Origin of the sequence: Azospirillum formosense (assembly GCF_013340925.1) — a bacterium.
In the GTDB taxonomy this organism is placed as follows: Bacteria; Pseudomonadota; Alphaproteobacteria; order Azospirillales; family Azospirillaceae; genus Azospirillum; species Azospirillum formosense.
Genome location: NZ_WHOR01000017.1, coordinates 1 through 13,544, shown reverse-complemented (window position 1 = coordinate 13,544; position 13,544 = coordinate 1). Strand labels below are relative to the sequence as shown.

Annotated in this window: 9 protein-coding genes; 7 read left to right on the top strand and 2 right to left on the bottom strand. The window is 68.7% G+C overall.

What is annotated here, in order from left to right; genetic code table 11:
- The first annotated feature begins 171 nt into the window (after window positions 1-171).
- Window positions 172-2,844 carry an ATP-dependent chaperone ClpB gene (clpB, locus tag GBZ26_RS04170; protein WP_174437730.1) on the top strand — a complete coding sequence of 891 codons (2,673 nt, stop codon included), beginning with the start codon at window positions 172-174 and terminating at the stop codon, window positions 2,842-2,844.
- 147 nt (window positions 2,845-2,991) lie between these two features.
- A complete protein-coding gene (locus GBZ26_RS04165) occupies window positions 2,992-3,585 on the top strand; it encodes a class I SAM-dependent methyltransferase (RefSeq protein ID WP_174437729.1) in 594 nt (197 codons plus the stop codon).
- Window positions 3,586-3,589: 4 nt separating this feature from the next.
- Here GBZ26_RS04165 and GBZ26_RS04160 read toward each other — a convergent pair whose 3' ends face one another.
- Together GBZ26_RS04160 and GBZ26_RS04155 are read right to left on the bottom strand one after the other, a co-directional pair.
- Window positions 3,590-4,408 carry a cytochrome c oxidase assembly protein gene (locus GBZ26_RS04160; protein WP_174437728.1) on the bottom strand — a complete coding sequence of 273 codons (819 nt, stop codon included), beginning with the start codon at window positions 4,406-4,408 and terminating at the stop codon, window positions 3,590-3,592.
- A gap of 74 nt (window positions 4,409-4,482) precedes the next feature.
- Window positions 4,483-5,292: an FCD domain-containing protein gene (locus tag GBZ26_RS04155; RefSeq protein ID WP_246654075.1), complete on the bottom strand. Its 810-nt coding sequence runs from the start codon at window positions 5,290-5,292 to the stop codon at window positions 4,483-4,485.
- A 371-nt stretch (window positions 5,293-5,663) separates the two neighbouring features.
- On the opposite strand from GBZ26_RS04155, the gene lldP reads away from it, so the two are divergent.
- The 5 genes from lldP (at window position 5,664) to GBZ26_RS04130 (ending at window position 13,459) form a co-directional block, all read left to right on the top strand.
- On the top strand, window positions 5,664-7,352 hold the full coding sequence (gene lldP, locus GBZ26_RS04150; RefSeq protein ID WP_174437727.1) for an L-lactate permease: 1,689 nt from the start codon (window positions 5,664-5,666) through the stop codon (window positions 7,350-7,352).
- A 362-nt stretch (window positions 7,353-7,714) separates the two neighbouring features.
- Window positions 7,715-10,588, top strand: a complete 2,874-nt coding sequence (locus GBZ26_RS04145) for an FAD-binding and (Fe-S)-binding domain-containing protein (RefSeq protein ID WP_174437726.1) — start codon at window positions 7,715-7,717, stop codon at window positions 10,586-10,588.
- Window positions 10,589-10,607: 19 nt separating this feature from the next.
- A complete protein-coding gene (locus GBZ26_RS04140; RefSeq protein ID WP_174437725.1) occupies window positions 10,608-11,378 on the top strand; it encodes a (Fe-S)-binding protein in 771 nt (256 codons plus the stop codon).
- Window positions 11,371-12,795, top strand: a complete 1,425-nt coding sequence (locus GBZ26_RS04135; protein WP_174437724.1) for a LutB/LldF family L-lactate oxidation iron-sulfur protein — start codon at window positions 11,371-11,373, stop codon at window positions 12,793-12,795. The genes GBZ26_RS04140 and GBZ26_RS04135 overlap by 8 nt, the downstream gene beginning before the upstream one ends.
- A complete protein-coding gene (locus GBZ26_RS04130; RefSeq protein ID WP_174437723.1) occupies window positions 12,788-13,459 on the top strand; it encodes a LutC/YkgG family protein in 672 nt (223 codons plus the stop codon). Before GBZ26_RS04135 ends, GBZ26_RS04130 begins: the two co-directional genes overlap by 8 nt.
- Window positions 13,460-13,544: the final 85 nt, after the last annotated feature.

The following is a 13,544-nucleotide window of genomic DNA, read 5'->3' as shown; positions in this document are numbered from 1 at the left end:
TTGCCGGCGCAAGACAGCCTTGCCCCACCGTCCGGGCGGCCGTCTTGATCGGGGCGGCGTTCCTGCCCATCTGTTCCCTTGAGGCGACCGGGGCCGCGCATGGTGCGGGCCACACAGGCCGTCTTCCCGCGCCTTCGCAAAGGGCGGGAACCATAACGAACGGAGTGCCTGATGGACTTCGGTCTGTTCACCGACCGTGCGCGCGGCGTCATCCAGGCTGCGCAACTGGCGGCTCTCGCCGGACGCCACCAACAGCTCGTCCCCGAACATCTCGTGAAGGCCCTGGTCGAGGACGCCGACGGCGTGCCCGCCAAGCTGATCCGCGATGCCGGCGGCGATCCCGAGCTTCTGAAGACCGCCGCCGAGGAAACCCTCAACCGCCAGACCCGCGTGGATGGCGAAGGGCCGCACCCGATCTTCATGTCCCCGGCGCTCGCCGGCGTGCTCCAGAACGCCGTCGAAACGGCGCGGGGTGCCGGCGACAAGTTCGTCTCCCCCGAACGGTTGCTCGAATCGCTGGCCGCCCAGGGCGGCGCCACCCGCGCGCTGTTCCACCGCGCCGGCGTCGATCCTGCGGTGCTGGTCGAGGGCGTCGAGTCGCTGAGCCGGAACCGCCCGGCCGACCGGCAGGAGGATTCCCAGATGGGCGAGGCGCTCGCCAAATACGCCCGCGATCTGACGGAAGAGGCGCGGCAGGGCCGTCTCGACCCGGTGATCGGGCGCGACGACGAGATCCGGCGGACCATCCAGGTCCTGGCCCGGCGCACCAAGAACAACCCGGTCCTGATCGGCGAGCCCGGCGTGGGCAAGACCGCTGTTGTGGAAGGGCTTGCCCAGCGGCTGGCCTCCGGCGACGTGCCGGAGGGGCTGAAGGACCGGCGCGTGTTGGCACTCGACCTCACCGCCCTGCTGGCCGGCGCCAAGTTCCGCGGCGACTTCGAGGAGCGGCTGAAGGCCGTCCTGTCGGAGGTGCAGCAGGCGGCGGGCCGCATCATCCTGTTCATCGACGAGCTGCACTCGCTGATCGGCGCCGGCCGCACGGACGGCGCGATGGACGCCGCCAACATGCTGAAGCCCGCGCTGGCGCGCGGCGAGCTGCGCTGCGTCGGCGCCACCACGCCGGACGAGTACCGCAAATACATCGAGAAGGACGCCGCACTCGCCCGCCGCTTCCAGCCGGTGAATGTGGACGAGCCGTCTGACGAGGATGCCGTGTCGATCCTGCGCGGCATCAAGGGCAAGTACGAGGTGCACCACGGCGTGCGCATCGCCGACGCGGCGGTGGTCGCGGCGGTTCAGCTCTCCGCCCGCTACATCGCCGACCGTCGACTGCCCGACAAGGCCATCGACCTCGTCGACGAAGCGGCCAGCCGCCTGCGCATGGCCATCGACAGCAAGCCGGAGGCGCTGGACGCCGTCGGCCGCCGCGTCGCCCAGCTGAAGATCGAGCGCGAGGCCCTGAAGTCGGAGCCGGACGCCGCTTCGCAGGAACGGCTGCACAAGCTGGAGTCCGAACTGGCGGTGGACGAGGCGAAGCTGACCGCCATGGAGGAGGAATGGCGCGTCGGCCAGTCCCGCCGCACCGAGGGCCGCCGCCTGAAGGAGGAGTTGGACCAGGCCCGCACCAAGCTGGAGCACGCCCAGCGCGACGGCGACTGGGCGAAGGCTGGCGAGCTGGCCTACGGCGTCGTTCCCGACCTGGAGAAGCGTCTGGCCGAGGCCGAATCCCGCGCCAACGCGGAGCGGGAGGAAGTCACGGCGAAGGACATCGCCGCCGTGGTCACCCGCTGGACCGGCATCCCGGTGGACCGCATGCTGGACAGCGAGCGACAGCGGCTGAAGGGTATGGAGGACCGGCTGGCCGAGCGCGTCGTCGGTCAGGCGGAGGCGGTGCGCGCCGTGTCCAAGGCGGTGCGCCGGGCGCGGGCCGGGTTGAAGGACCCGAACCGCCCGACCGGCTCCTTCCTGTTCCTCGGCCCGACCGGCGTCGGCAAGACGGAGCTGGCCAAGGCGCTGGCCGCCTTCCTGTTCGACGACGAGACCGCGGTCACCCGCGTCGACATGTCGGAGTATATGGAGAAGCACTCCGTCGCCCGCATGATCGGCTCGCCCCCGGGCTATGTCGGCTACGACGACGGCGGCACGCTGGCCGAGAAGATCCGGCGCCGGCCCTATCAGGTCGTCCTGCTCGACGAGGTGGAAAAGGCCCATCCGGACGTGCTGAACGTGCTGCTCCAGGCGCTCGACGACGGGCGGCTGACCGATGGCCAGGGCCGCACGGCGGACTTCCGCCACGCGATCCTGATCATGACGTCGAACCTGGGGGCGGACGCCCTGACCGCCCTCGGCGAGGACGACAGCCTGGAGGGCGCGCGGGTCGAGGTGATGGACGCGGTGCGCCGCGCCTTCCGGCCGGAGTTCCTGAACCGGCTGGACGATGTGCTGATCTTCCGCCGGCTGGGACGCGAGCAGATGGCCCACATCGTGGACATCCAGCTTGCCCGCGTCGCCGACCGTCTGGCGGAACGCGGCCTGTCGCTGACCGCCGACGACGCGGCCCGCGCCCGGCTCGCCGACCTCGGCTGGGACCCGGCCTTCGGCGCCCGTCCATTGAAGCGGGCGGTGCAGAATCTGGTGGAGGACCCGATCGCCGAGCGGCTGCTCGACGGCGAGGTGGACGAACGCTCGACCCTGCACCTGTCGGCGCGGGACGGTCGCCTGACCTTGGACGGCGTCCCCGTCGAGGAGGACCGAGCCACCGGCTTCAAGGCCCCGGAGCGCCCGCCGCTTGGCTTCGCCCTGACCGGCAGCGGCGGCGGACGCAGCAGCGCCGCCGTCCACTGAGCGTGACGCGAAACGAGAACCCCGGCCCGCATGGGCCGGGGTTTTTTCGTTGCGCGCATTCCCCACGGCATCAACGAACTTCGGCTGTCTGTGGTAAGCAGGGGAACGGTCGCGCCGTCATCGGCGCATCATGCGGAGAGCCGGGGAATGAGCGGACGGAACGGATACGGTGAAAACGCGACAGCCCTCACGGAACAGTACGAGAGCGTGGCCTTCACCGATGTGCATCGCGATGTGCTCCATCTCTTTCCCTCCCGGCCGAGCCGCATCCTGGACATCGGCGCGGGCACGGGACGGGACGCGGCCGCCCTCTCGCGGCGCGGTCACGAGGTGAGCGCCGTCGAACCGACCGCGGAGCTTCGCGGCGCGGGGATGCGCATCCACGCCGCGACGCCGATCCGGTGGATCGACGACACTCTGCCGGATTTGGCGGCGGTGCGGAGCCTGGGCGGGCGCTACGACGTCGTGCTGCTCACTGCGGTGTGGATGCACCTCGACGAGGCCCAGCGCGGCATCGCGATGCCGCACATCGCCGGTCTCCTGAAGCCGAACGGCCGGGTCATCCTGTCCTTGCGGCACGGCCCTGTGCCGGCGGGGCGGACGATGTATGATGTTTCAGCCGCTGAGACCATCAAGCTTGCCGAGTCCGTCGACCTGCGCTGCATCCATCGGAATGACCGGGAGGATATGCTCGGCCGCGGTGACGTGTCCTGGAGCTTTCTCGGTTTGGAGGCGCGCTGACCGCTTACGACCGCTGGCGCTCGGGCACCATCAGCCAGCGCGCCAGGGCGTAGAGGTTGACCGCCACATAGACCGCCGCCCCGACCACCCCCATGATGAGGCCGCCGAGCTGCTGGTCGGCGAGCGCCGACAGGCCCCAGGGCGCCGTCGTCTCCAGATGGTAGACGAACAGCGGCTGCGGGGCGAAGATCAGCAGGGCCGCCAGGATGGCGAGGTGGACCGAGGTGCCGAAAGCCGACAGCAGACCCCTCCCCCGCATGGCCGCATCATCCGGGGCCAGCACGGTCCGCCACGCGGCGACCGCGCCGACGAGCAGGCTGGCGTGCATGACCCACAGCACCGCGTCGAAGCGCAGCGCCGCCATGTAGGGTCCCGGCAGATGCCATACCCAGAGGAACAGCCCGAACAGGCCCCAGGCGATCTCCGGAACGGCCAGGGGTGAGGCAAGGGTGCGCACCCAGCCCGGCCAGCGCACCACACCCATCGGCCAGGACAGGACCAGCAGGGGCGCCGCGACCTGGATGGTCAAAAGATGCTGGACCACCCGCGCCGAGAAGAGGGCGGAGGTCAGGTTGCACAGTGGCGACACGAAGGCGGCGAACAGCACCAGCCAGCCCGCGGCGAAGCACCAGGGCTGATGCCGCGCCATCCCCGCTCCATGCCGCCGCGCCACCATCGCGTATCCCACGGCGGCCAGGGCGAACACGGACAGCAGGACCGGGTCGCCGTTCCAGGCGCTCCAGAACCCGTCCGGCACCGGTGGGGCGCCACAATAGGGAATGATGGACGGCAGCGTTTCGGCGAGCGGCGTTGCGGTGGGCACGGCTGGACCTCCCTTGGCCTACAGCCGTGTAAAACCGGGAACAGCTCACAGGTTCCCGAACGCCGCCCTTCGGCTCAGGCCCGTTCGGTGGTTTCGATCAGGTCGGTGCGCCCGATCCGGCGCAGCGAGGCCTCCAGCCGCGTGTCGTCCTCGCGGATCTCCCGCAGGGTGTGCAGCGTGAACATCACATGCGCCTCCGCCGCCGCATGGGCGGCTTCGGCGTCGCCGGCCAGCACCGCGTCGACGATGGCCAAATGCTGCTCCAGCAGCAGGTCGCGCACCCCCGGCCGGGTGTAGAGCCGGTCGCGGTTGTAGAAAACGTCGTTGCGCAGCATCTCCGACAGCGCCCCCATGATGTGCAGCATCACCGTGTTGTGCGCCGCCTCGTAGAAGGCGAGGTGAAGCTGGGCGTCCACGTCGGCCTCTTCCGACGGGTCGTCCTTGCCGTGGGCGTCGCGCATGCGCTGGGCGAGGGCACGGATCGCCTTGCGGTCGAGGTCGGTCGCCCGCTGCGCGGCCAGCTTGGCCGCCGCCGCCTCGATGGAGGTGCGGAATTCCAGATAGTGGAAGGGCGCGTCCGGATCGGATTGCAGCAGCGCCGCCAGCGGGGCGGCGATGGGCGCCAGGAACTGCGCGATGTGCGTGCCGTTGCGCCCGGAGACGAGCAGCCCGCGCTCCTCCAGCTTCTCCAGGGCGTCGCGCAGCGACGGGCGCGAGACGTCGAGCTTGAGCGCCAGATCCCGTTCCGGCAGCAGCTTCTCCCCCGGACGCAGCACGCCTTCGCGGATCAGCGTCTCCAGATGGTCGGCGATGGCGTCCGCCAATTTGGCCGGCTTGATCATTCCCTTGCCCTGCCCCTTGCCCTGCATCCGCAGAAATCCCATCCGATCCCGAAGGTTAGATATCGCCACGGCTTTCGCGCGTCCAGCCCCACCGCACCCCATGGCACCATTTCCCGATCGCAACGCCATCGAAGGGGTCAGGTGGTAATACCACGGGCAAGAAAAAGTCTCTCGCTACGCCGCCGGTAAATTGAATTTTCCCTATTGCCAACCATTGCGACCCAATGTATCCGTTCAGAGCCTTTGGTCATATGTTTTGACCGGAGCCCAACCCAAGAAAAAACTGATCTCCACGGCTGAACGGCCGTGGAATGACAGGCGGCGCGCGTCCGGATAAGACGCGCGGATCCGGGCTCCATTCATGGTCGCAGGCCAAAGCGCAGAACCGAGAATCTGCGGCATAGGTAGGAAACATGCAGCCCTGGACACAAGTCTACGATCCCGCGGGTAACCTTTGGCTTTCGGCACTTGTGGCCGCGTTGCCGATCATTTTCTTCTTCATCGCGCTGACCGTTCTGCGCTTGAAGGGCCACATCGCGGGCACCATCACCGTCGCCATTTCGCTGGCCGTCGCCATCCTGTTCTACAAGATGCCCGTCGGCATGGCGCTGGCGTCCGCCGGATACGGCTTCCTCTACGGCCTGTGGCCCATCGCCTGGATCATCGTGGCCGCCGTGTTCCTCTACAAGATCACGGTCAAGACCGGCCAGTTCGAGGTCATCCGCTCGTCGGTGGTGTCGATCACCGAGGACCAGCGGCTTCAGATGCTGATGGTCGGCTTCTCCTTCGGCGCCTTCCTGGAAGGCGCGGCGGGCTTCGGCGCGCCGGTCGCCATCACCGCGGCGCTGCTGGTCGGGCTGGGCTTCAACCCGCTCTACGCCGCCGGCCTCTGCCTGATCGCCAACACCGCCCCGGTGGCCTTCGGCGCCATGGGCATTCCGATCATCGTCGCCGGTCAGGTCACCTCGCTCGACCCGTTCCGGATCGGCGCCATGGCCGGCCGCCAGCTTCCGCTGCTCTCCGTCTTCGTTCCCTTCTGGATCATCATGATCATGGACGGCTGGAAGGGCGTGCGCGAGACCTGGCCCGCCATCCTGGTCGCCGGCGGCACCTTCGCCGTCACCCAGTACTTCACCGCCAACTTCATCGGGCCGGAGCTGCCGGACATCACCTCCGCGCTGGTCAGCCTCGTCAGCATCACCGTCTTCCTGAAGTTCTGGAAGCCCAAGGCGATCTTCCGCTTCCCCAACTCGCCGCTGCCCGCCGGTCCGGTGCCGCAGTCGGTCGGCGCCATGGCGTCGAGCGAGTTCAACGCCCAGCGCGGCTACAGCGGCGGCGAAATCGCCAAGGCCTGGTCGCCCTTCCTGATCCTGACCGTGATCGTCACGATCTGGAGCCTGAAGCCCTTCAAGGCCCTGTTCGCCAAGGGCGGCGCGCTGGCCGACACGGTGCTGTACTTCCCGGTCGCCGGGCTGGACAAGCTGGTGCTGAAGGCCGCGCCGATCGTCGCCTCGCCCAAGCCCATCGAGGCCGTCTACAAGCTCGACCTGCTGTCGGCCACCGGCACGGCCATCCTGATCTCCGCGATCATCACGATGGTCATGCTGAAGATGCGCCCGGCCGACGGCGTCAAGACCTTCGTCGAGACGGTCAGCGAGCTGAAGCGCCCGATCTACTCGATCGGCATGGTCCTGGCCTTCGCCTTCATCGCCAACTACTCGGGCCTGTCCTCGACCCTGGCGCTGCTGCTGGCCGGCACGGGCTTCCTGTTCCCGTTCTTCTCGCCGATCCTCGGTTGGCTGGGCGTGTTCCTGACCGGTTCCGACACGTCGAGCAACGCGCTGTTCTGCGGCCTGCAGGCCACCACGGCGCAGCAGGTGGGCGTGTCCGACGTGCTGATGGTCGCGGCCAACACCACGGGCGGCGTCACCGGCAAGATGATCTCCCCGCAGTCGATCGCCGTGGCCTGCGCCGCGGTGGGTCTGGTCGGCCGCGAGTCCGAGCTGTTCCGCTTCACCGTGAAGCACAGCCTGTTCTTCGTCGCGATCATCGGCGTCATCACGATGATCCAGGCCTACATCCTGCCCTGGATGATCCCCTAAAGCGTCGAAGCCTGCCCCCCTTCTCCTCCCCCCGGGGAGAAGGGGCGTCATCCACTGCCGAGCTTTATTTCCTACGGCGCCGCTCGGCCTTCCATCCGGTCGGGTGGCGCCGCTTTCTTTGTGCGCCGTCTTCCTTGCGCCCCTTGGCCCTTGTGCATTGCAGCAGCGCAGCGCTGCGTTTGGTCAATTCATTTTACCATTGCGGCCACCCAGCAAATCGATTATCCGACGTACTGACTGTGGCACACAACAAGCCGTCCGTCCGACGGGCGGAAACAAACGTCCCCCCAGCACCCGCAACCCGGACCGGCGATCACGGAGGAGTCGTCGCGCGGTCCCAGATCCGGAGGTCCCGAGAACCGATGCTGCCTGCGCCCTATGACCGCCTGCACGCGGCCCTCCGGGAGTTCATGCCGGACGAACGCCTCGTCACCGACCCGCTGCGCACGCTGGCCTACGGGACCGACGGCAGCTTCTACCGCCTGATTCCGAAGATCGTCGCCATCGTCGAGGCCGAGGGCGAGGTGGTGCGGCTGCTCAACCTCTGCCGGGAGCTGAAGACCCCGGTGACCTTCCGCGCCGCCGGCACCAGCCTGTCGGGCCAGGCGGTCACCGATTCCGTCCTGGTCCTGCTGGGCGACAGCTGGCGCGGCTGCACCATCCCGCCGGGTGCGGCGACGGTGACCCTCCAGCCCGGCGTCATCGGGGCGGAGGCGAACCGCAAGCTGGCTCCCTTCGGGCGCAAGATCGGTCCGGACCCCGCCTCCATCGCCACCGCCAAGATCGGCGGCATTGCGGCGAACAACGCCAGCGGCATGTGCTGCGGCACCGCCCAGAACAGCTACCGCACGCTGGCCTCCATGCGGCTCGTGCTGGCCGACGGCACGCTGCTGGACACCGGGGACGCCGCCAGCCGCGGCGCCTTCGCCGTCAGCCACGGCGCCCTGCTGGCCGGCCTGTCCGATCTGGCCGCCCGCACCCGCGCCGACGAGAAACTGGCGGAGCGCATCCGCAACAAGTTCCGCATCAAGAACACCACCGGCTACAGCCTGAACGCCCTGGTCGACTTCGAGGACCCCGTCGAGATCCTCCAGCACCTGATGATCGGGTCGGAAGGCACGCTCGGCTTCCTGTCCGAGATCACCTACAACACGGTGCCGGAGCACGCCCACAAGGCGAACGCCCTGCTGATGTACCCGGACATCGGGGAGGCCTGCCGCGCCGTCGCGCTGATGAAGCCGACGCCGGTCTCGGCGGTGGAGCTGATGGACCGTGCCTCGCTGCGCTCGGTCGAGGGCAAGCCGGGCATGCCGGACTTCATCGGCGGGCTGGGTCCGGACGCCTCCGCCCTGCTCGTGGAGATCCGCGGCGAGGACGCGGCGGCGCTGGACGCCAACATCGCCGCGGTCGGCGCGGTGATCGCCAGCACCCGGACCCTGTTCCCGCCGACCTTCACCACCGACGCCAAGCTGGGCGAAAGCTACTGGAAGATCCGCAAGGGCCTGTTCCCGGCGGTCGGCGCCATGCGCAAGGTCGGCACCACGGTCATCATCGAGGACGTGGCCTACCCGCTCGACCGGCTGGCCGAGGCGACGGTCGAGCTTCAGGCGATGTTCCTGAAATTCGGCTACACCGAGGCGATCATCTTCGGCCACGCCCTGGAAGGGAACCTGCACTTCGTCTTCACCCAGGCCTTCGACACCGACGAGGAGGTGGACCGCTACCGCCGCTTCATGGACGCGGTGTGCGATCAGGTGGTGCGCAAGTACGACGGTTCGCTGAAGGCGGAGCACGGAACAGGCCGCAACATGGCCCCCTTCGTGGAGATGGAGTGGGGTCCGCAGGCCTACGGCCTGATGAAGGAGATCAAGGCGCTGCTCGACCCGCAGGGCCTGCTGAACCCCGGCGTCATCCTGAACGACGACCCGGAGGCGCATCTCAAGAATCTGAAGGCGATGCCGCCCGCCCACGCGCTGGTGGACACCTGCATCGAGTGCGGCTTCTGCGAGCCGACCTGCCCGTCGCACAAGATGACGCTCTCGCCCCGCCAGCGCATCGTCGGCTGGCGCGAAATCTCGCGTCTTGAAGCCACCGGCGCCGACGCGGCTCGGCTCAACGCGCTGCACGATGCCTACGACTACCAGGGTATCGACACCTGCGCGGCCTGCGGCCTCTGTTCCACCGCCTGCCCGGTGGGGATCGAGACGGGTCTGCTCATCAAGGCGATCCGCGGCGACCGGCGCGGGGCGGTGGCCCAGGGGTTCGGCACCTACGTCGCCGGCCACACCGCCGGCGCGCTGTCGGTCGCGCGCGCCGGCCTGAAGCTCGCCGATCTGGCGAAGCGGACGCTGGGCGACGATACGGCGAACGGGCTGTTCGAGAAGCTGCGCACCGTCACCGGCCAGCGCCTGCCGCATCTGCCGCGCGCCCTGCCCACTCCGACCAACTTCACGCCGCTGCCCCAGGCCAAGGCGCCCGCCGACGCGCCGGCCGTCGTCTATGTGCCGAGCTGCACCAGCCGCAGCATGGGGCCGGCCGCCAGCGACCCGGAGAAGACCCCGCTGCCGGTGAAGGTGGAGGCGCTGTTCCAGAAGGCCGGATACCGCGTCGCCTATCCGGAGCAGCTGTCCTCCCTGTGCTGCGGCATGCCGCTGGAGAGCAAGGGCCTCGCCGCCCAGGCCGACGCCAAGGCGGAGGAGATGGTCCGCGCCATTTGGGCGGCCAGCGTCGACGGCACGGCTCCGGTGGTCCTCGACACCAGCCCCTGCTCCTTCCGGCTGAAGAAGCACCTGAAGGACGCCGGGCTCCAGGTCCTGGACCTGGTGGAGTTCATCCACGACCATCTGCTGGACCGTCTGAATTTCACCAAGCAGACGGAGCCGGTGGTGCTGCACCTGACCTGCTCCACCCGCCGCATGGGGCTGGATGCCAAGATGAAGGCGGTGGCCGCGGCCTGCGCCACCCAGGTGGTGGTGCCGGAGGATGTCGGCTGCTGCGGCTTCGCCGGCGACAAGGGTTTCACCACGCCGGAACTGAACGCCCACGCCCTGCGCCACCTGTCCAAGGACATCCCCGCCGGGGCCAAGGCCGGTTATTCGAACAGCCGGACCTGCGAGATCGGCCTGTCCGACCACTCCGGCTTGCCGTACCGTTCCATCGTCTATCTGGTCGATGCCTGCTCGACGCCGAAGGCTCCCGCCACGGCTTCCGCGCGCGCGTCGGAACCCGCGTTCTGAGGCGGGAGGGAGGAAAATCATGAGCCACGACGGCACCACGAGCCGCCCCGCCATCGAACGCCCTGACAGCGTTTACTTCTTCGGCACCTGTCTGGTCGACCTGTTCTACCCGGAAGCCGGCATGGCCGGCATGGAGTTGCTGAAGGCGCAGGGCGTCCGCGTCGTCTTCCCGCAGGGGCAGAGCTGCTGCGGCCAGCCCGCCTACAACTCCGGCTATCGGGAGGAAGCGCTGAAGGTCGCCCGCGCGCAGCTCGACTACTTCCCCGGCGACTGGCCCATCGTCGTGCCGTCGGGCTCCTGCGCCGGCATGATGAGCAAGCACTGGCCCGACCTGTTCAAGGGCGAGCCGGACGAGGCCCGCGCCCGTCAGGTGGCGTCCCGCGTGTGGGAGCTGACCCAGTTCCTCGTCCAGGTCCTGAAGGTCAAGTTCGAGGACCAGGGGCCGCCGGTGAAGATCACCTGGCACGCCTCCTGCCACGCCCAGCGCGAAATGGGCGTGACCGACGAGCCGAAGGCCCTGCTGCGCCAGCTCGCCAACGTCGAGCTGGTGGAGTTGCAGCGGGAGAAGGAATGCTGCGGCTTCGGCGGCACCTTCGCCGTGCGCCATCCGGAGATTTCGGCCGCCATGGTCGGCGACAAGGTGGCGGACATCGAGAACACCGGGGCCAAGGCCGTGGTGTCCGGCGACTGCGGCTGCCTGATGAACATCTCCGGCGCGCTGGAGGCTGGCCAGAAGCCGGTCCGCGGCGTCCACATCGCCCAGTTCCTGAAGGAGCGCACCCATGGGTGAGAGCAGCATCAACTTCGCGAAGGCCTCCAGCGCGGCGCTCCAGGACCAGCAGCTCCGCGGCAACTTCCGCCGGGCCATGGACGGGCTGATGTCCAAGCGCGCGGTGCAGTTCGCCGACACCGCCGAATGGAACGGGGTGCGGACGCTCGGCGCCTCGGTCCGCCTGCGCGCCCTGTCCAAGCTGCCGGAGCTGCTGGAGAAGCTGGAAGCCAACTGCACGAAGAACGGCATCCAGGTCCATTGGGCCTCCACCACCGACGAGGCCAACGCCATCGTCCTGTCCATCATGCAGCGCGTGAACGCCAAGCTGGTGGTCAAGGGCAAGTCGATGGTGTCGGAGGAGATGCACCTCAACGCCTTCCTGGAAAAGCACGGCATCGAGAGCCTGGAAAGCGACCTCGGCGAATACATCGTCCAGCTTGATGAAGCGATGCCCTCGCACATCATCATGCCGGCGATTCACATGAACACCAAGCAGATCGCCCATCTGTTCAAGCAGAAGATCAAGGAAGCGGAATACACCGAGGACGTGGCCCAGCTCACCGACCTCGCCCGCCGCGTCCTGCGCAAGAAGTTCGCGACCGCCGACGTCGGAATCTCCGGCGTCAACATGGCGGTGGCGGAGACGGGCACGCTCTGCCTGGTGGAGAACGAGGGCAACGGGCGCATGAGCACCACGGTGCCGCCCGTCCACATCGCCGTCATGGGCCTGGAGAAGGTCGTGGAGAAGCTGGAGGACGTGCCGCCGGTCATCAGCCTGCTGACCCGCTCCGCCACCGCCCAGCCGATCACCACCTACGTCAACATGATCTCCAGCCCCCGCAAGGAGGGCGAGAAGGACGGCCCGAACGAGATCCATCTGGTGATCCTCGACAACGGGCGGTCGGGCATCTACGCCGACGAGGAGCTGCGCAACACGCTGCGCTGCATCCGCTGCGGCGCCTGCATGAACCATTGCCCGGTCTACACCAAGGTCGGCGGCCACGCCTATCAGGCACCCTACCCCGGCCCCATCGGCTCGATCCTGATGCCCCAGGTGGAAGGGCTGGAGAAGCGGGGCGAGCTGCCGCACGCCTGCACCATGTGCAACGCCTGCGTCGAGATCTGCCCGGTCAAGATTCCCATCGTCGAGATCATGGGCCGCCTGCGGTCGGAGGCCGTGCACCCCGGCGACGCGGTGCGGGGCGCCGGCTCGCACGCCAGCAAGGCGGAGGCGATGGTGTGGAAGGGCTGGTCGATGACCTACGCCTCGCCGCTCGCCTACCAGTTCGCCACGGCGCTGCTGGCCAAGCTGGGCAACGCCGCGCCGACCAGTCTGCCGCTGCTGAAGGAATGGACGAACGTGCGGGCCAAGCCGCGCTTCGCCAACCGCACGCTCCACGCCCTCGCCCGCGAGAAGGGGATTCCCGATGTCTGAGTCCAGAAACGCGATCCTGGGCAAGCTGCGCGCCGGGCGCGACGCCCATCCTCTGACCCCGCCGGAGTCCGACTTCGCCGTCCTGCGCAACAAGCGCTGGGACGGCGCCGAACGGCTGGAGCGCATCAAGCGCATGATGGAAGCCGTCCACACGGAGTTCCTGGAGACGACCGAGGCCGACTGGCCCGCCGACGTCCAGGCCTTCCTCAAGGCGCAGGGCACCCGCAACCTGCTGTTCGGCCCGGCGACCGAGGCCGGGGGGCGCCTGTCAGCCGAATGGGCGGCGTCCGGGATGGCGGGCGGTCCGGAGCTGATCCCCTACGCCGACCGGGTCGAGACCTTCAAGGAGCGGCTGTTCGACGGAATCGACGCCGGCATCACCACGACGCTGGGGGCCATCGCCGACACCGGCAGCCTGATCGTCTGGCCGACGCCGGAGGAGCCGCGGCTGATGTCGCTGGTGCCGCACATGCATCTGGCGCTGCTGCGCGCCGACGCGCTGTACGACACCTTCTGGCAGGCGATGACCGAGAACCGCTGGGCCGACGGGATGCCGACCAACGCTCTGCTGATCTCCGGCCCGTCGAAAACGGCGGACATCGAGCAGACGCTGGCCTACGGCGTCCACGGGCCGAAGCGGCTGGTGGTGGTCATCGTCCGGTAAGGGTGCGGGGCGATCCCCTCTCCCGCCCCGGGAGAGGGGGGCGCCCCGCCCCCTTACCGGACGGAGACCACCACCCGTCTCCTAT

Excerpts from the sequence above, each read along its gene's own strand:
- clpB (WP_174437730.1), top strand. The coding sequence starts at position 172 with ATGGACTTCGGTCTGTTCACCGACCGTGCGCGCGGCGTCATCCAGGCT.
- GBZ26_RS04165 (WP_174437729.1), top strand. The coding sequence starts at position 2,992 with ATGAGCGGACGGAACGGATACGGTGAAAACGCGACAGCCCTCACGGAA.
- GBZ26_RS04155 (WP_246654075.1), bottom strand. The coding sequence starts at position 5,292 with ATGGGATTTCTGCGGATGCAGGGCAAGGGGCAGGGCAAGGGAATGATC.
- lldP (WP_174437727.1), top strand. The coding sequence starts at position 5,664 with ATGCAGCCCTGGACACAAGTCTACGATCCCGCGGGTAACCTTTGGCTT.
- GBZ26_RS04145 (WP_174437726.1), top strand. The coding sequence starts at position 7,715 with ATGCTGCCTGCGCCCTATGACCGCCTGCACGCGGCCCTCCGGGAGTTC.
- GBZ26_RS04140 (WP_174437725.1), top strand. The coding sequence starts at position 10,608 with ATGAGCCACGACGGCACCACGAGCCGCCCCGCCATCGAACGCCCTGAC.
- GBZ26_RS04135 (WP_174437724.1), top strand. The coding sequence starts at position 11,371 with ATGGGTGAGAGCAGCATCAACTTCGCGAAGGCCTCCAGCGCGGCGCTC.
- GBZ26_RS04130 (WP_174437723.1), top strand. The coding sequence starts at position 12,788 with ATGTCTGAGTCCAGAAACGCGATCCTGGGCAAGCTGCGCGCCGGGCGC.